The following is a 16,901-nucleotide window of genomic DNA, read 5'->3' on the forward strand; positions in this document are numbered from 1 at the left end:
GCGGCCGGGTCAGCGCCGGGCGTCGGCCAGCAGTGCGCGGTACCAGTCGACGGTGGCGTCGAGGGTGGCACCCAGCGGCGTCGGGTGGACGCCGAAGGTCCGCGTGAAGGCCGCGGAGTCCACGATCTGCGGCTCGGTGTGCTGGTAGAACATCTCCGCGTACTCGTCCATGAATGCCGCGTCGAACGGCCCGAAGGGGCGCGGCTCGGGAAGGACCACGCGCTGCACCGGGCGGCCCACCCGCTCCTCGATCATCGAGTGGATCTCGCGGGTGGTGGCGGCGGGCGCGGTGGGCAGATGCCAGACCCTGCCGTCGCCTTCCGGGTGCTCGCCGAGGGTGGCGAGGCCGGTCGCCACATCGCGGATGTCCGTGTAGCTGTGCGGCAGGTCGATATCGCCCATACCGAGGACCTCGCCTCCGGTCAGCGCGCCGGGGAAGACCGCTCCGCCGAGCGTGGAGTTGAGTACGCCGGGGCCGACGAAGTCCGCCGACCGCCCGAGGACGACCCGGGCGCGGCCCGCCCGGTGGGCAGCGAGATAGCGCTCGTCCAGTTCGGCCCGCATCCGCCCCTTGCGGCTGGTCGCCCGCCATGGGGTGTCCTCCGTCATCACCTCGCCGTGCGTCGGGCCGTACGGGTACAGCGTGTCCAGGACGACCAGGCGGGCCCCCGTGGTCTCGACGGCGGCCAGCACCGCGCGCTGGACCTGCGGCATCACCTCGGTCTGGCGGTGATAGTCGACATTCACGCAGTGGTACACGACGGCGGCGCCCTCGACGGCGGCCAGCGCCCCCTCGGGCGTGCTCACATCGGCGGCGTACCGCTCGATGCCCTCGACGGCGCTGTCCGGTGCCGAGCGGCTGACCAGCCGTACGGCGTGACCGCGGCGGACGAGTTCGCCGGCGAGCGCGGTGCCCGCCGGCCCGGCGCCCAGCACTGCATGGAGGGGGAGTTCTGCGGCAGACATGGTGATTCCTTCTCTACGGGCCGGTGGCCGGCGGGTGGGAGCGAGGGGCGATGACCGAGGAGCTGGAAAGCGGGGAGAGGAGCTCCGTGCTTCTCTCTCGCTTCTGTTATAGACCATAACTCTAGCGATGGCCTATCGCAATAGGGTGGCTCACTATCATTGCTATGGGCTGCTCCCGCATGCTGGATGCCATCGCGAACGCAGGAGGAGAACTTGGCCGCCGAGGCACGGAGCCCCCGGGCCCGCTACCGCGAACAGAACCGCGCAGAGATCAAGGCGGCCGCGCTGCAGCAGCTCGCCGAAGGGGGAGTCCAAGCCGTGGCGCTCACCCGTATCGCCAAGGACATGGGATTGTCCGGCCCCGCCCTCTACCGCTACTTCGCCGGCCGGGACGACCTGCTGGGCGAGCTGATCCGGGACGCCTATGACGAGGTGGCGCGCACCATCGAAGGCGTCGACGCGGAACCCGCCGACGGCGGGCGAGCCACCCTGCACGCGCTCGCCGACGCCTACCGGAGCTGGGCCGTCGCGCAGCCGCACCGCTATCAGCTGATCCAGGGAACCCCGGTACCCGGCTACGCGGCTCCGCCCGACACCTTGCTCCGCGCGCGGGCCGTTCTGGGCCCGTTCCTGAAGGTGTTCGCCGCGGGCGTCGCCGGTGCGGCACTGCGGCCGGTCGTCGACGAGATGGACGCCTGGGTCCGCAGGGACGACGGCGTTGCCGACTGGCTGGCACGGCACACCGGGCTCGCTCCGCACGACGAGGCAGCGGGGACCGCCCTCGCCGGTACGGTGCTCACCTGGTCGCAACTGCACGGCACCGTCAGCCTGGAGGTGTCCGGCCAGTACACCGGGATGGGGCACCGGGCGCAGACTCTGCTCGCCACCCAGATCGACGCCTTGGCCGATTCCTTCCAGCTGTAACGGTCACGGGCGGAATAGGCGGCCGGGTGTGGCATGCGAAGCGGACCGGCCGCAGACCACGGAACCGTAGGAATGGCAGAGGACGGTGATCCGGGCGGCCGGACGAAGGGCCGCCACCGCGGACGAATGCGCGGAGCAGGGGAACGGCCTGCTCGGCGAGGCCCGGTGTCACGGCCCGGGTGCTCACCGTGGCCGGCGTCTCGTATCCGAGCCAGGCAATAACGGCGGAGCGGTCGCCCGGCTCCTGCCGGAGCGCCGTCGCACCGGCCCTCAGTCGTCCGTACCTGTCGAGGTTGGTGTCCGAGCCCGGCACCAGTACGGCGAGCCGGTCGGCCCGTGCCAGATCGCCGAAGACCTCGACGGTGCGGCCCCCTTCGCGGCCGTCGAAGGACAGGAACTGCCGTGCCGGGCCGGCCATGAGGCGCAGTGCGTCGGCCCGCGCCCGGTCGCCGTGGCCCTCGGCCATCCGCTCCGCCGTGCGGATGCTGTCGCGGTTGACGGCGTACCGCTCCGGGAGGGCAGCGGGGCCGGCGTCCCGCCATGGAGCGCATTTCCCGCGTGGCTCTCAGGTAGGGGGAGGGGGCGGCGGGCAGGGCGGCGGGCGGGGTGCGGGCTGCGCCGGTCGCGGACTCACACCTTGCGGACGGTGCGGGGCCGTGCCGGTCGCGGAATCACACCTTGCGGACGGTCACCTCCGCCGCGGCCAGTGCCCGGGTCTCCTCGTCCGGCGCGGTCTCCTCCGTGACGACGGCATCCAGCGCCGCCACCTCCATGACGTGGGCAAGAGCGGTGCGGGTGAACTTGGCTGCTTCGGCGACGGCGATGACACGGCGCGCCGAGGCGATCGCCGCGCGCTTGACCGCGGCGTCGGCCAGGTCGTAGGCGGTCAGCCCGTTCGCGGTGTTCAGGCCGCAGCAGCCGATGACGGCGGTGTCGAAGCGCAGCGCAGCCAGCGAGGCCTCGGTCAAGGGGCCGGTGAGGGCGAGTTCGACGGGACGCGGTTCGCCGCCGGGCAGCAGGAGTTTCAACTGGGGCCCGCCGGTGAGTGCGTTGGCGGCGTGCAGGGACAGCGGCATGACGGTGAGGCGGCGGTGCGCAAGGGCACGGGCCACTTCGAGACAGGTGGTGCCGCTGTCGATGACGACCGACTCCCCGTCGGCGATCAGCTCCGCGACCTCGGCGGCGATGCGGCCCTTGACCTCCCGTCCCTCGTGCGCGCGCAGGGTGAAGGGGGGTTCCTCCCCGCGCAGCAGCAGGCTTCTCGCCCCGCCCCGGTAACGCTCCAGGAAGCCCTGGCCGGAGAGGAGTTCCAGGTCGCGACGGATGGTCATTTCCGAAGCGCCGGTGAGGCCGGCCAGTTCCGCGACGCTCAGCTGCCCGGCCTCGCGCACGGCATCGGTGATCTGCCCCAGTCGATCTGTGGTCGCCATAGGCTTATCGAACACTATAGCTGCGCAAAACTCCACCTTACGAACATGAAGAGTGATTGCTGCGTTCCCTTGCCTGGAGAGATCATTGCGAGGCGGGGCCGATTGGCCACCTTCACCTTCTTCGGCCTCAACGGCTGGCGGCGGGCACTGCTGGGTTCGCGATGGAGGGCGTCGAGCTTTACCTCCCCGGGGTCCGCGCCGCCGGAGGGCAGTTCCCACCGTTCCCACCGTTCCCACAGGCCTCCCGTGAAGTCGTCGGCGGCACGGTGCATGAGCAGCACGTGGCCGTCGCGGTCGGGGATCACAAGCACCGACGACGTGCTTGGTGGTGGCGTCCCGGCCGGCGGTCGGCGGTCGGGGGTCGGGGGTCGGCGGTCGGTGGCCGTCAAGAGGTCGTTGATCAGCTCAGCGTGGACAGGCGGAGTCACCGCAGGTCCTTGTGGTGGAGGGCGACCTTGGTGGTGGCCGCGACGTAAGAGTTCGCGAGGGTGATGGTCGTGATTCCAGCCGTGTCTGCCGTGGCTGCTGAGTGAACTCGGGCGGGTACTGCGGGCCGCGCCGAGAATTTTGATGCGGCACTCCAGCGCCCGGGCCTCTGAGCCGTTCGGGTCCGTTCCCGGCATTTCGCCACGTCGGCTCTCTGCTCTCGCGGTTTGCTGTCGTGGTGCGGGGATCCAGTGCCGATGTTCCCAGACCGCTTGTGTACGCGGTCGCACGGTCGAGGAGCGCCGAGGACAGGCGAGAACGGGGCCCAGGATGCATGGCGACAAGCTCGGGATCTACCTGAATGACCACCTGGCCGGTGCCACCTTCGGCGTCCGGCTTTCGCAGCGCATCGCCCACCAGCACCGCCACTCGGCGCGCAGCGCCGACCTGCAGCGCATCGCGGACGAGATCGCTCAGGACCGGCAGACCCTGCTCGACATCATGGACGCACTCGGCGTCGCAGCACGCCGCTACAAGATCTCCGGTGGCTGGGCGGCCGAGAGGCTGGGGCGCCTGAAGCCCAACGGCGCCCTGTACCGGCGCTCCGGGCTGAGCACGTTGATCGAGCTGGAGACCCTGCGGCTGGGAGTCGAGGGGAAGACCCTGATCTGGCGCACGCTGCTCGTGGTGGCCGCGGGGGAGCCCCGCCTGGACGAATCCCAGCTGCACCATCTGCTGGACCGGGCGCGGAGCCAGATCGACACGCTGGAGACACTGCGCCTCGCGGCAGTGGCGGCGATCTTCTCTCCCGGGGCGCGCAGCGTAACTCCTGACAGCACGTGAGACTGCGGCGATGTCCTCGACGGTGTGGTCGACAGGCATGCCGATGAAGCCGTCCGGCACCGAGGGCCGTTCCGCTCTGTTCGGACGGCTGCGTCAGGTGATCCGGCATTCGCCGGTCGGGCGCGGATGGAGACGGGGCCGTGAGCTGGAGCTGGGGTCGCGGTCACTGGGCTTCGCGGCGCTCGGGTTACTGACGCTGGTGCCACTGCTGATCGTGGTCTCCGCGGCTGATCCGACGCACGGGCGGGGGTTCGCGCAGTGGTTGGGGGACGGGATCGGCGTGGCGACGACTTCCAGGGCGCACATCGGGCAGCTCTTCACCCGGCCCGGCCAGGCAGCACGGACCACGACCGCGTTCGGCGTTGCCACCCTTGCCGTCTTCGGTCTGTCGTTGGGGGCGGCGGTGCAGACCGGTTACGAGAGGGTCTGGGAGCTCTCCCCAGCGCGTTGGCATGCCCGGTGGCGGCATGTGCTGTGGCTCGTCGTACTCGTCGGGTACCTCTTCATGTCCGCCACCACCACGCTGTGGCGACAGTCCTCGGCTCTCACATCGGCCGCACTGCTGAGTGCTGTGCTGTTCTTCTGGTGGTCGCAGCGGATGCTGCTCGGTGGGCGGGTCGGCTGGGGCGCCCTGCTGCCCGGTGCGGTGGCTACGGTGATCGGGCTGATCGGTCTCAGGGTGTTCTCCCGGCTCGTCTTCTCCCCGTTGATCGCGTCCAGCGCCGTCAGCTACGGCGCCATCGGAACCGTCCTGGTCGTCCAGTCCTGGCTGGTCGGTGTGGGCGTGGTGGTGTTCGGCGGTGCGCTGGTCGGCCGGCTGCTGCTGCAGCGCCGACACCGCTGAACAGCCCGGCCGGACGGATGCGCGCATGATCTCGCTGGCCCAGCTGCGCAACTCGGCGGAGACTGCGATCTTCCCCCTCGCGCTCGTCCCGCATCAGCTGCGACCTACTCGGGTGCCGTAACCGTGAGGTGACTTGCGACAACCGGAGCCGCGCCTGTTCTTCGGGCAGGCCCAGCAGGCGTGCAACCTGGGGGAGCGGCTGGTCCGGCACGAACGTCATGACGAAGAGGGTTGCCTCGGTTCCGTCGACGGTGTCCAGGACCTCCCCGATGAGGCCGGCGCGGTCGTGAAGCGGTTCCGCGAGGCACGGGACGGAGTCCGCGGCAGCTGCTGGAGTTCTCCGCAGACGTTGATGTTGGGCGGTGGACCTGCGGGTTCGTGACGAAGTCGCGGGGGCGGTCGCCAGGAACGCGCGGGCGGAGTGCGCGTAGCGGGTCGCGGTCTTCTCGGCAGCGGAACCCGATCACGCCACCGCGTTTTTGCTGAACTGCGCGGGGCGCAAGGGCTGAAGTCCCCGACCGGCATCCCCCGTCCAGCCGGGGACTTCTCTGCAACGGCACCGAGAGACCGTTGCGTGAGAGGCTCCGGGGGAGCGTGGTCGGCCCTCGGTCCTCGGTCCTCGGCCGTCGGTCGTTGAGGCGGCGCTGGGGGGTGCCCCGTATGGCGACACAGCGGCGGGCCGGGGCGCTCTTCAGGATGGCGTGTTCTGTGTGTCGTCGGTCCTGGGGCCGGTGTAGGGGGAGTCGGGGGCGGGCCAGTCCAGACACAGAACGGTGGCGTCGTCGCGTGGGTCGTGGTTCGAGAGTTCCAGGACGGTTTCGGTGAAGAGACGTACGGCGTCGCGCGGGTGCCAGTCGCCGGTCTGCCGGATCAGGTCGCTCAGGTCGGCCTCCGTCCCGTGGGGCTCCAGCATGCCGTCGGTGAGCAGGAGCAGCCGGTCGCCCTGGCGCAGGTCGAGGGTCTGGAGGCGGTAGCCCGGATTCGGGGTGACGCCGAAAGGCAGGTCGACCAGGGGAGTGATCTCCTCGACCTGCCCCTCGCGCAGGCGCAACGGCCAGACGTGGCCGGCGTTGACGAAGGTGGTCCGGCCGGTGTCGAGACTGACGCGCAGCAGTTGACCGGTGGCCATGACCTGGCCACCGTGCCGGATGATGGCTTGCTGTACCTGTTCCGAATGGTCAGTGAACGCCTGATGCGCTCGGTCTGCGTAGTCCGCGACGGCCTGGTGGGCATCCTGGGCCTGGTCGAGGAGGCTGCCGCCCGCCCGGCGGGCGTTACGCAGCGCTCCCACCACCATGGTCGCCACCAGGGCCGCCTGTACGTCGTGCCCCATCGCGTCGGTGAGGGACAGGTGCAGGGCATGGCGGTCGAGCGTGTAGTCGAACGTATCCCCGCCGATGTCGGCAGCCGGCTCCAGTGCGCCCGCGACGATGAACCGGCCGCTCTCGCAGGTGAAGGAGTCGGGGAGCAGACGGTGCTGGATCTCGGCGGCCAGCGACAGCCGTGTGGTGCGCCGGCCCCACTCGTACAGATCGGTGAAGCGCCGGTTGGTGATCACCACATAGGCGAGCGCATGGGCGGCCTCGACAATGAGTTGCATCGTCCGGCGGTCGGGGCGGGCGGGCACCGTCAGCTCCAGCAGACCGATCGCATCCCCGCGGTCGGACACCGGCGCGATGACCCGGACCAGATCCGGCCCGGCCGCTCCCTCCGGCTCGCCGCTCGCCACGTGTGCTTGCTGGGAGCGGACCACTCGCTCGTAGACCGAACCGCGCAACTGGATCCGCCGCGGCTGCTCCGGCGCGCCCTCCGCAGCGGCCCCGGTCAGCCGCACGACGGCCTTGCCGCCGAGGTCGGTGATCAGAAAGGACACCTCGGTCGCGGCAAGCCTTCTCGCCAGCAGCTGGGCCAGCACGGAGACGGCCGCCTCCGGGGGCGCCGACTCCACTGATGTCAACAACTCGCCCAACCACGCCCGCTCATCTGCCACGCGGCGCACCTCCTCGGCGACCTCAACCGACCAGTCGACCGGTCCCCGGCCAGGGACCGTCCGGGACGATACATCCATCACCAATCGATGGTATTTGCCCCGATATGCGGAGAGTATCTTCTTCGTGATGATGGTGGCCGCAGCACGGCGGCCTTGAGTCGGCCAGGACCGACGGACGATTCGAGGTGCCGGCCAGGCCCGGTAGGACTTGGTCAGGTCGGTGCGACGGTGGGGATGTCGCGGTGGCGGGTGGGGGAGGCGCAGGTCCAGGTGCGAGCAGGATCTGTAGGCACGTCGGGGCATCGCCGTCCGTGAGGAAGCCGGTGTCATCGAAGACCACCGCAGCAGGCCGGATCACCGCTTCCATCTTCCAGACCAACCGGGCTCGGATGTGGGAAGGATCCCACGGGCCGGCGGCGACGAAATGTGCCCGGGCCTGCCGGTTCCCGTCCTCACCCGGCCGGGCCGCCATCGGCTCGACCGACTTGCGTGTGCCGTCGGTGAGCAGTCGTCGCACGTAGACCTGCCCCCAACGGGGCTGATCGTTCCGCGCGAACGACTCGAACACCTCCCCCGCGAAGGCCTCCAACTCACCACGCACAGCAGCAACCTCGTCCGGAGCCACACCCTCGTCCACGCATACCGAATCCGAACGACACGCCACACCGCAATCGTCCTGACCAAGCACTTGCTAGTGCCGCGACAGGCAACGTTCGCCCTGTGCCGCGGGGCTGGGGCGAACGGGTGAGTGCCGTTGCGGAGTGCGTAGTCTCGCGGCATGCATGCACCTCGTCGTTTCGAGAACCCTCCTGCTCTGTCTCACGACGTGGTCATGGAAACGTTGGAGCGGGCGTTGCGGGACCGGGTGCACGAGCCCGCGGCGGCGAGTGTGTTGGTCGGGACCGCTTTGAACGACGAAGAGCAGACGTTCGTCGAGCACTGGTGCGTTGAGGTCGGGACGCGGGCCGCGCCGGGCAGCCCTCTGCTCGGGCTGACTGGCCTGTGCCTGGGACATACTGCGCGGCGCTTCGGCCGTCTCAGCGATGAGGCTTTGGCCCTGGCGGAATCGTTGGCGGCGCGGGCTGAAGCGGACCCGACGGACGTGGACGGGCGGGCACTCGACGGCTTTGACGACGTCCGGAGCTTCCTGCACCGCTGGTGAGTCTGGCAGCTGCAGCCGGGCTCAGGCGACGTTTGCGCTGGCTACGAGGGCGTTGAGGTGCTTGTCCGTGACGTGCTTGTTCCGCCGGATGATGTAGCGGCGGATCATGCTGCCCCGGGCCTTGTGGCCGGGGCGATCGGTGCCGTCGAGGGCGAAGTAGCGCAGGGCGGTGAACTGGGCCTCGATGCGGTTGAGCCGGAAGTTGTTGGTCGGGGTGTAGGCGATCTCGACGTTGTTGGCCTCGGCCCGGTCCGCGACCTGTCGGCACCGCTTGGTGGTCAGGTGCGGGGAGTAGTTGTCGCAGATGATCGCGATGCGTATGTCGGCCGGGTGCAGCGAGCGCAGGTAGCGGCAGAACTCCAGGGCAACAAGGCAAACGTTGCCTGATGCGGCACTAGTTCTTAGCCTGCGGTCTTGGTTTTGATCAACGGTGCGCCCCGCGAGAGCTCCCGGAACCCGAGGCCGTAGTACAGCCCGCGCGCCGCGGGATGCCCCGGCGCACCCAGGCAGACAACCGTCGCATGAGCGGCCCCGGCCGCCCGCGCCAGATGCATCCCCTGCAGAAGCAACGCCCTTGCCAGCCCGAGCCGCCGGTAGTGCGGATGCGTTCCGACCGGCTCGAACTCGACGGTCTTGTTCGCCTTGTCGAACCACATGATCGTCGAGGATGCCATTGTTCCGTCCGGCGCCTCCACCAGAACGTGCAGGTCGCCACGGTAGGCCGCCGTCTGCCGGACATCCTCGTAGCCTTCGGCCGTGTACGCCGAGGGAGCCCAGGCGTCCACATGGGCCCGGACCGCGGCCTCCGGTCCGGCCTCCTCAGCGGTACGGAACCGGAAACCGGCCGGCAGCACCGGCTGCTCCACATCGGTGAGGTCCCGCTCGTTGAGCTGGGTCCAGCCGCCGGTGTCGCCGAGCGACTCCACGTCGGTCTCATAGCCGTGCGCCGCCCATCGCGTCAGGGCGAACTCCTCGGCGGCCGTCGGCACCACCGTGCGTTCGAGGCCGGCCGCCACACCGTCGTACCACTCGATCACTTCGGCGACCAGTTCGGGGCGGTCGGGATGGACCTGATAAGTCAGAGAGGCGCCGGTGACGTCCGTAACCGACCCGTCATTGCGCCTCACCTGGCGCGGAAGAAAGGCCCAGCCCCACGCCACCAATGCGTCACCGGAGAACCACAGTCGACGCGGCCAGGTTGCGCCGTGAGCGGCGCGCCCCTGCCCCCAGACCCAGGCCAGCTCCCCGTACGAAGCGCCGTCGCTGATCAGGTCCGGGCGGGTGGCAGTGACCCGCTGCGCCAGCTCCTGCATGAGCGGTATGTCCGCGCTGGTCAAGAGGTCGAAGTCCGTCATGGTGCGCCACTGTGCCAGGACTCCGCAAAGCCGTCGAACCGTTTTCCGGGGCCGTCGACCGCAGCAGCCAACAGTGCAACGCGCGAAGCGGGTGCGGCAATGCCGCGATGGCCTGGACCGCCGTACGGCGCGACGAGCGGCTCACGTACCGTCATTGTGACGATCACTCACCCCTCCATCTCCATCCCCAAGGAGCTCCACTGTGAAGGTCCTGCTCTGGCTGCTGTTCCTGGCCGCCTTCCTCTTCAACCTCCTCTCCTACGCTCTCTGGGACGGCTCGTTCCAGGCCCTGATGAGCGTCGGCTCCGGCCTGATCTGCCTGGCCGCGGCCGGAGGGCTCTGGCTCTTCCGCCGCCGAAGCGCGGAGGCCCGCTCCTGAGGTTGCATGGTGAAATGATCTCGTGTGGTGGATCATCGTTGGACGCTACCTCGCCATGAACTGCCCGACACCGAAGGGGAATTCGTCCGTCCTCTGCTGTCCCGGCCGACCGGAGCGCGGCCGGAAGCAGCTGGACGACCGGAAGGTTCTCTCCAGGGCTGTGAGGAAGTTCCGGACCGGTTGGTGCGGCTTGGCGGGATGTGCCCGAGCGGGTGCTCCGCATCGGTCCGGGGCGGCCCTGCGTGCGCCCCGCTCACGTCTCGGGCGGCACGGGCTGCAGCTCCAAGGTTGTCCGGATGTGGTTGCGGCGGCGGGGCATCGGCCGCACCATCCCCGAGCGGGCCGCTGAGGTCCGCAACAGGCTCCGGCGCGGCGGCCGCGGTGGGCGGCTGCCGGCCTTCGACGAGCAGTCCTACAAGCGGCGCAATAGCGCGGAACGCTGCTTCAGCCGCTTAAAGCAGTGTCACGGCATCGCGACCCGATACGAGAAGACCGCCGAGTCCTGGAAGGCGGCCATCACACGCGCATCGCTGGAGATGTGCCGGGCCGCGCGGCGTCCCCCTCGGTCGTGGCGACGGAGATGTGCTTCAGCGCGACCTTCGCGGCCAGGAGCCCGCCCGGGCGCGCGGCGATGGCCAGAGCGAGAGTGCGGCGCAGCATCGGCGGCCACCCCGGAGTTCCAGCAGCTCGCTGTTGCGGATGCCGCTGAGCGGTATGCCCGTGCTCGCCGTGCACCGCCATCGAACACCATGCATGCTTGAGAAGCCATCTTTCGAACATGAATAGTGTTTGCTACGTTCGCTCGCATGGAGAGATCACTACGAGCCGGCCGACTGGCCACCTTCACCTTCTTCGGCCTCAACGGCTTCGTCATGGGGATGTGGATCGTGCACATCCCGTCCGTGGAGCACCGCGCGGGCATTGGCCATGCCGTGCTCGGCTGGCTGCTGCTGCTCCTCGGGGGCGGCGCCTTCGCCGGAATGCAGCTGGTGGGCCGGCTCACCGACCGTTTCGGTGCGCGACGCGTCGTACCGGCGAGCGCGGCGCTGTGCAGCGTGGCCGTGGCCCTCCCGGGGACGGCCACCGACGGCTGGACCCTGGGCGCGGCCCTACTGGTGCTCGGCTTCGGCAACGGCTGTCTGGACGTCAGCATGAACACCCACGCCGTGCAGGTCGAACGCCGCTACCGGCGTCCCGTGATGTCCGCCTTCCACGCCGTCTTTTCGATAGGCGGTGTCTTCGCGGCCCTGGTCGGTGCCCGCACCCTCAGCCTCCACTGGAGCGCGGGGGCGACCCTCGCCGGGACCAGCCTGTTCGGACTGGTCGTCAGCGCGCTCGCCGCCCCCGCACTGCTGCCGCCCGAGCCCCCCGGCGCCGGGACGTCCACGGCGGAGGGCGGCCCGGCCCGGCGCACACCCCCGCGCATCTGGGCGCTGGCGGCGCTCGCGATGATGCTCATGCTCTGCGAAGGGGTGGCCAACGACTGGAGCGTGCTGGACCTGCGGGAGGTCCTCGACGCGCCCGCCGGCACGGCCGCTTTCGCCTATGGCGCCTTCGCCACCGCCATGACCGTCGGACGCCTGCTCACCGACCGGGTGGCCGCGCGCATCGGCCCGGTTGCCATCCTCCGCTACGGTGCGTCCCTGGCCGCAGTGGGCCTGACGGCGGTCGCGCTCTCGCCATGGATTCCCCTCGCCCTGTTCGGCTGGGCCGTCTTCGGGGCCGGGCTCTCCGGCTGCATTCCCCAGCTGTTCAGCGCGGCGGGGCACGCCGACCAGGACGCCGCCGGGGCCAACGTCTCCCGCGTGGCCGGTCTCGGCTACCTCGGCATGCTCGCCGGGCCCACCGTCATCGGCCCGCTGACCCACCTGGTCCCGCTCAACCTCACCTTTCTCCTGCCCGTGGCCTTCTGCGCCATCGCCGCCGGTACGGCCGGGATGCTCGAACCCGGAGGCAGAGTGACGGCAGGAGGGAGCGCGGACCACCACCGGAGCGCCGGCCCTGTGCACCGGGAGCTCGAAGGCGACCCCGACAGCCGCTGAAGCGGAGTCCGCATCGGGGCAGGTGCGCAAGCTGCCGCCGTTGGTGTCAGAGGAAGGCGGTGCCGTGCGTGGTGTGTGGAGTGCGGGGGCGGGGGAGTGCAGGGTCGGCGTGGGTATCGGTCTTGTGCCCGGCCGGACGGCTCCCGGGGCCGCCGGCCGGTGGTGGTGCCGGGACGGCCCCGACGCCACGGCGGAACGCCGCCCCGTTCGGGGCGCTTTGCGCGGCAAGGGCGGAGCCTGGACCAGTGGAGCGCGAGGCGAAGGGCGTATGTCATGGGTGTCGGTTTCACGGAAGAGTCGACGTCGGTGACGGTCGCGGCATCGGCGGTGCCGCAGCGCGTGCTGCTCGACGCCCGTCCGCAGGCGGCGCTGCGTTTGTATTGTGTGCCGCCCGCCGGGGCCGGTCCGGACTGCTATCTGCGGTGGGCGCCGCTGCTGCCGTCCTGGATCGAGCCGTGTTCCGTGGCGCTGCCCGGCCGGGGAGCCCGCTCCGCGGAACCGTCGCTGACCGACCCCGCGTACCTCAGCGCCCGCCTGGCCGCGGTGCTGGACGACTGGGCCGACCCCCGCCCGTTCGCGGTCTTCGGACACAGCGCGGGCGCTCTCCTGGCCTACGAGGCGATCCGGCATCTGCGGCGCACCCACGGCCGCCTCCCGTCGCTGCTGGCGGTGTCCTCGCTGTCGGCGCCGCAGATCGATGCCTACAGCGCCGGGCTGCCGCCGCGTCTGACGGCCGGCCTGGAGGGGATCCGCGAACTCGTCGGCCCGATTCCCGAGCAACTGCTCGCCGATGCACGTCTGATGGCCGCGGCCTGCACCCCGCTGCTGGCCGACTGCTTGCTGCTGCTGCACTACCGGCACCGGCCCGGGCCGCCGCTCGACGTACCGCTGGCCCTCTACGGCGGCGAGCGGGACCCCGTCACCCCCGTGCAGGAACTCCAGGCCTGGAACGACCTGTTCCACACACCCGTATGCCCCCGGCTCTTCCCCGGCGGGCACACCTACCTGCACACGGGGACGAAGGCATTGGTGGACCACCTCACCGGGGCGCTCGACACCGTCATCCACCGCCCCGTGGCGACGGTATGACGGCCGCTGCGCCGGCCGGCGGACCGGCCGGACCTGCGCGGCGCATGGGAGCGGCCGCCGTGGTGTGCCTCGGCCTGTTCATGCTCGGCCTGGATCTGACGGTGCTCAATGTCGCCGTCCCCGATCTGCAGGGCGACCTGGACACCTCCACCGCGCAGGTGCAGTGGATCGTGGACGGCTACGCCCTGGTGCTGGGCGGAACGGTACTGGCGGTGGGGGCTTTCACCGATGCCTGGGGCCGGCGGCGTTCCTTCGTCTGCGGGGTGGCGGTCTGCGGGGGCGCCTCGCTCGGCGGCGCGCTGGCCGGCCACCCGTGGCAGGTGATCGCCGCGCGCTGCTGCATGGGCGCCGGGGCGGCCTTGCTGATGCCGGCGACGCTGGCGGTCCTCCACCAGCTGTTCCCCGAAGCCCGCCTGCGCAGCCGGGCGATCGCCGCATGGGCCGCGGTCGGCGGTATGGGCGGCCTGTGCGGTCCGGTCATCGGCGGCTGGCTGGTGGAGCACTCCTCCTGGCGCGCCGCCTTCTGGATCAATCTGCCGCCGGCCGCCGTCATCATCGTCCTGGCACTTGCGCTGGTACCCGAGTCCCGTGCCCGGCGGCGCGCCCGCTTCGATGTGCCCGGTGCCGCGCTGTCGGCCGCGGGACTGCTGGCCCTGGTGTGGTCCATCACCGAGAGCCCGCACCGCGGCTGGACCAGCCCGGCCGCACTCACCGGATTCACCGTGGCCGCACTGCTGCTGGCCGCCTTCGTCGGCCGGCAACTGCGCACGCCCGCCCCCATGCTCCCGTTGTACCTGCTGCGGGTGCCGGGCATCGGAGTGGCCGCCGCGGCTCTCGCCCTGATGTCCTTCGCCATGTTCGGGGCGCTGTTCGTCCTGACCCTGTACCTCCAGGGGGTGCTCGGCTTCAGCCCCTGGCAGGCCGGTGTGCGGACGCTGCCGCTGCCGGCCGGGCTCGCACTCGGCGCGGTGTGCGCCGTGCCCGTGCGGGCACGGCTGGGCGGCAGGATCCCCGTCGTCGGCGGCCTGATGCTGGTGACGGCCGGGTTTGCCATCCTGGCGACCACCACCCCCGATTCCGGCTACCCGCACTGCGCGGCGTTCCAGCTGGTTGCGGGGGTGGGCGCCGGGCTGGTCGCGGCAGCGGCCACCGAATCGGTGATGGGCTCGGTCGCCACCGAACGAGCCGGGCTCGGCTCGGCCATCAACGACGCCACCCGCCAGGTCGGCTCCGCCCTCGGGGTGGCCGTCCAAGGCTCCCTGCTCGCGGCCGTCTTCACCTCCCGGCTCACCACCTCCCTCACCGATCTGCACGCCCCCGCACTCGTGACGGAGGCGGCCGAGCACAGCATGCTGTCCGTCCCCGTACAGGCGATGCGCCTCCCCGGCCCGCTGCGCGCCGGTGTGCTGGCCGCCGCGCGCCAAGCCTTCACGGACGCGATGACGCTCACCGCCCTCGTCGCCGGAGCCGTCACGCTCGTCACCGCCGCCGCGGCCGCACGCTGGCTCGGCCGGCCGGCCGGTCCGCACCACGTCCGCCTGCCCGGTGACGGCCGTGCAGCGCCGGCCGCGGCCCGGCCCGGGGACGACCTGCATCCGGCCCGATAGAGCGATAAGTCACTCGTTCAGAGGTGCCTTCAAGCCCGTTGCCCGAGCACCGGGTCGGAGAAAGTAGGGAGCGCGAGACCGCCCTGCACACCGGCCTCCGGTGTACCCACCGCCGCCCGCCCGCCTGGAGCCGCGATGAACAGCCCCGCCCGCACCGGCGCGTTCCGTGGTGCCCCGGGCTGCTGCTGAACGGACGGGCAGTGCCGGTCCGCACCGGCGTACGCGCCGGACGGCACCGGCGCCCGGGGCCATCGCGGCACCGCCTCACCCACCGAAGGAGTCACCCGTGCCCACCAGTACCGAGCTGATCACCAGCACCCTCACCGAAACCTTCGATCTCGACCCGGCCCAGGTCACCCCCGAGCGCACCTTCGAGGACCTGGGGCTGGACTCGCTCGCGCTGGTCGAGATGGGGCTGATGCTGCAGGAACGCACCGGGATCTCGCTGGAGGACGTTCCCCTGCAGACGACCATCGAGGAGCTGGCGGCTCTCATGGACGCCCGGGACGCCGACACGGCTCTGACCGCGGCGCCCAACAGCGGGGCCTGATGCCCGGTCAGTGCCGGGAGGTCGCCGTCACCGGCCTCGGAGTCATCAGCCCGGCCGGGATCGGCGCCCGGGCCACCTGGGACGGCCTGCTCACGGGCCGGTCCACCGCCGCCCGGGACCCGGAGCTCGCGGGTCTGCCGGTGGACATCTCCTGCCGGGTGCCGGACTTCGACACCGCCGCCATGGTCGGCCGGAAAGCCGCCTGGCGGCTGGACCGCTTCGTCGCCATGGCGATCCTCGCCGCCCGGCACGCCGTCGCCGACGCCGGTCTCGGTGGCCCGGCCGATTGGGACACCGCACGCGTCGGGGTGGTCATGGGGGCGGGCACGGGCAGCATGGAACGCTATGTCGGCGAGTTCGCCAAGCTCGCGGCCGGCCGCCCGCTGGACATCTCGCCGCTCGCCATCACCCGCAGCGTGCCCAACATGGCAGCCGCCGAAATCGCGCTCGACCTGGCGGTCACGGGACCCAACTTCGCCGTCTCCACCGCGTGCGCCTCCGGCAGCAGCGCCCTGGGCATCGCCCGTGATCTGCTGCGCGCCGGAACCTGCGACATCGTCCTGGCCGGCGGGGCGGAATCCGCACGCCACGCCATCCCCGCGGCCTGTTTCCACCGCATGGGAGCCCTCTCCCGACGGCGGGAGGACCCCGCGGGCGCCTGCCGCCCCTTCGACGCCCGACGCGACGGCTTCGTGCTCTCCGAAGGCGCAGCCGTCCTGGTGCTGGAGCGCCCGGCCCACGCGCAGGCCCGCGGTGCCCGCCCGCGCGCGCAGCTGGCCGGTTACGGGGCGAGCTGCGATGCCTACCACTACGCCGCCCCCGACCCTGACGGCCGGGGAGCCGCGGCGGCCCTCACCGCCGCCCTGGCGGACGCCGGCGCGGCGCCCGGGGACATCGACCACATCAACGCGCACGGCACCGGCACCCGGCGCAACGACCTGGCCGAAGCCAAGGCGCTGCGCAGCGTCTTCCCCGAGCCCCCCGCCGTCACCTCCCTCAAGGGCGCGCTCGGGCACGCCATCGGAGCGGCGGGCGCCATCGAAGCGGCCGTCACCGTCATGAGTCTGCAACGGGACACCATCCCTCCCACCGCCAACCACGAAGACACCGACCTCGACATCGCCCTGGACGTCGTGGCCAAAGTCCCCCGCACCACGGCCCAGTCCGCCGCCGCCAGCCTTTCCATGGGCTTCGGCGGCCAGAACGCCGCACTGGTCTTCCGGTCCGTCTGACGTGCACGCGGGGCGGACAACGGCCCATGGAACGGCCACGGGACGGTCCACGGAGCGGCCCA

19 protein-coding genes and 2 pseudogenes are annotated in these 16,901 nt (G+C 71.2%); 11 read left to right on the top strand and 10 right to left on the bottom strand.

Going from position 1 to position 16,901, the window contains the following annotated elements:
- Positions 1-9: 9 nt before the first annotated feature.
- Entirely contained in the window at positions 10-966 is a 957-nt protein-coding gene (locus tag ACF088_RS08750; protein ID WP_392374684.1) for an NAD-dependent epimerase/dehydratase family protein, read from the bottom strand.
- 213 nt (positions 967-1,179) lie between these two features.
- On the opposite strand from ACF088_RS08750, the gene ACF088_RS08755 reads away from it, so the two are divergent.
- Positions 1,180-1,890, top strand: coding sequence for a TetR/AcrR family transcriptional regulator (locus ACF088_RS08755; protein ID WP_392374685.1), 711 nt, complete (start codon positions 1,180-1,182; stop codon positions 1,888-1,890).
- Between the two features lie 3 nt (positions 1,891-1,893).
- Here the strand turns inward: ACF088_RS08755 and ACF088_RS08760 are convergent.
- From ACF088_RS08760 to ACF088_RS08770, 3 genes and pseudogenes are all read right to left on the bottom strand, one after another.
- Positions 1,894-2,356: pseudogene (locus ACF088_RS08760) on the bottom strand (alpha/beta hydrolase).
- 205 nt (positions 2,357-2,561) lie between these two features.
- Positions 2,562-3,320, bottom strand: a complete 759-nt coding sequence (locus ACF088_RS08765) for a DeoR/GlpR family DNA-binding transcription regulator (RefSeq protein ID WP_392374686.1) — start codon at positions 3,318-3,320, stop codon at positions 2,562-2,564.
- A 14-nt stretch (positions 3,321-3,334) separates the two neighbouring features.
- A complete protein-coding gene (locus ACF088_RS08770) occupies positions 3,335-3,748 on the bottom strand; it encodes an NUDIX hydrolase (RefSeq protein WP_392374687.1) in 414 nt (137 codons plus the stop codon).
- 328 nt (positions 3,749-4,076) lie between these two features.
- Between ACF088_RS08770 and ACF088_RS08775 the strand changes: the two genes are divergently transcribed.
- The 3 genes from ACF088_RS08775 to ACF088_RS08785 all read left to right on the top strand — a co-directional run bounded on the left by ACF088_RS08775 (position 4,077) and on the right by ACF088_RS08785 (position 5,815).
- The gene (locus ACF088_RS08775; RefSeq protein WP_392374688.1) at positions 4,077-4,589 is read left to right on the top strand and encodes a hypothetical protein; all 513 of its coding nucleotides are present in this window, start codon (positions 4,077-4,079) and stop codon (positions 4,587-4,589) included.
- 37 nt (positions 4,590-4,626) lie between these two features.
- Positions 4,627-5,433, top strand: coding sequence for a YhjD/YihY/BrkB family envelope integrity protein (locus ACF088_RS08780; RefSeq protein ID WP_392374999.1), 807 nt, complete (start codon positions 4,627-4,629; stop codon positions 5,431-5,433).
- A gap of 133 nt (positions 5,434-5,566) precedes the next feature.
- Complete coding sequence (locus tag ACF088_RS08785; protein WP_392374689.1) at positions 5,567-5,815, top strand: hypothetical protein; 249 nt, start codon at positions 5,567-5,569, stop codon at positions 5,813-5,815.
- Positions 5,816-6,124: 309 nt separating this feature from the next.
- Here the strand turns inward: ACF088_RS08785 and ACF088_RS08790 are convergent, their stop codons facing one another.
- Positions 6,125-7,423, bottom strand: a complete 1,299-nt coding sequence (locus ACF088_RS08790) for a PP2C family protein-serine/threonine phosphatase (RefSeq protein WP_392374690.1) — start codon at positions 7,421-7,423, stop codon at positions 6,125-6,127.
- A 22-nt stretch (positions 7,424-7,445) separates the two neighbouring features.
- Complete coding sequence (locus tag ACF088_RS08795; RefSeq protein WP_392374691.1) at positions 7,446-8,111, bottom strand: transposase; 666 nt, start codon at positions 8,109-8,111, stop codon at positions 7,446-7,448.
- A 90-nt stretch (positions 8,112-8,201) separates the two neighbouring features.
- Between ACF088_RS08795 and ACF088_RS08800 the strand changes: the two genes are divergently transcribed.
- Positions 8,202-8,585: a hypothetical protein gene (locus ACF088_RS08800; RefSeq protein ID WP_392374692.1), complete on the top strand. Its 384-nt coding sequence runs from the start codon at positions 8,202-8,204 to the stop codon at positions 8,583-8,585.
- A 21-nt stretch (positions 8,586-8,606) separates the two neighbouring features.
- On the opposite strand, the pseudogene ACF088_RS08805 reads toward ACF088_RS08800, so the two are convergent.
- From ACF088_RS08805 to ACF088_RS08815, 3 genes and pseudogenes are all read right to left on the bottom strand, one after another.
- Positions 8,607-8,948: pseudogene (locus ACF088_RS08805) on the bottom strand (IS630 family transposase); the annotation flags it as partial.
- A 38-nt stretch (positions 8,949-8,986) separates the two neighbouring features.
- A complete protein-coding gene (locus ACF088_RS08810; protein WP_392374693.1) occupies positions 8,987-9,940 on the bottom strand; it encodes a GNAT family N-acetyltransferase in 954 nt (317 codons plus the stop codon).
- Positions 9,937-10,107 carry a hypothetical protein gene (locus tag ACF088_RS08815; protein WP_392374694.1) on the bottom strand — a complete coding sequence of 57 codons (171 nt, stop codon included), beginning with the start codon at positions 10,105-10,107 and terminating at the stop codon, positions 9,937-9,939. Before ACF088_RS08815 ends, ACF088_RS08810 begins: the two co-directional genes overlap by 4 nt.
- Before the next feature lie 35 nt (positions 10,108-10,142).
- On the opposite strand from ACF088_RS08815, the gene ACF088_RS08820 reads away from it, so the two are divergent.
- Positions 10,143-10,319: a hypothetical protein gene (locus ACF088_RS08820; RefSeq protein WP_392374695.1), complete on the top strand. Its 177-nt coding sequence runs from the start codon at positions 10,143-10,145 to the stop codon at positions 10,317-10,319.
- A 516-nt stretch (positions 10,320-10,835) separates the two neighbouring features.
- Here ACF088_RS08820 and ACF088_RS08825 read toward each other — a convergent pair.
- Positions 10,836-10,979, bottom strand: a complete 144-nt coding sequence (locus ACF088_RS08825) for a hypothetical protein (RefSeq protein WP_392374696.1) — start codon at positions 10,977-10,979, stop codon at positions 10,836-10,838.
- Between the two features lie 146 nt (positions 10,980-11,125).
- Between ACF088_RS08825 and ACF088_RS08830 the strand changes: the two genes are divergently transcribed.
- The 5 genes from ACF088_RS08830 (at position 11,126) to ACF088_RS08850 (ending at position 16,839) form a co-directional block, all read left to right on the top strand.
- Positions 11,126-12,361 (top strand): MFS transporter, encoded by a 1,236-nt coding sequence (locus ACF088_RS08830; RefSeq protein ID WP_392374697.1) that lies wholly within the window; start codon positions 11,126-11,128, stop codon positions 12,359-12,361.
- Between the two features lie 273 nt (positions 12,362-12,634).
- Positions 12,635-13,450, top strand: coding sequence for a thioesterase II family protein (locus tag ACF088_RS08835; RefSeq protein ID WP_392374698.1), 816 nt, complete (start codon positions 12,635-12,637; stop codon positions 13,448-13,450).
- Positions 13,447-15,057 (top strand): MFS transporter, encoded by a 1,611-nt coding sequence (locus ACF088_RS08840; protein WP_392374699.1) that lies wholly within the window; start codon positions 13,447-13,449, stop codon positions 15,055-15,057. Before ACF088_RS08835 ends, ACF088_RS08840 begins: the two co-directional genes overlap by 4 nt.
- Before the next feature lie 286 nt (positions 15,058-15,343).
- Positions 15,344-15,607: an acyl carrier protein gene (locus ACF088_RS08845; RefSeq protein WP_392374700.1), complete on the top strand. Its 264-nt coding sequence runs from the start codon at positions 15,344-15,346 to the stop codon at positions 15,605-15,607.
- Positions 15,607-16,839, top strand: coding sequence for a beta-ketoacyl-[acyl-carrier-protein] synthase family protein (locus ACF088_RS08850; RefSeq protein ID WP_392374701.1), 1,233 nt, complete (start codon positions 15,607-15,609; stop codon positions 16,837-16,839). Before ACF088_RS08845 ends, ACF088_RS08850 begins: the two co-directional genes overlap by 1 nt.
- Positions 16,840-16,901: the final 62 nt, after the last annotated feature.

It is taken from the genome of Streptomyces sp. NPDC015125, from assembly GCF_043080045.1.
Classification (GTDB): Bacteria; Actinomycetota; Actinomycetes; order Streptomycetales; family Streptomycetaceae; genus Streptomyces.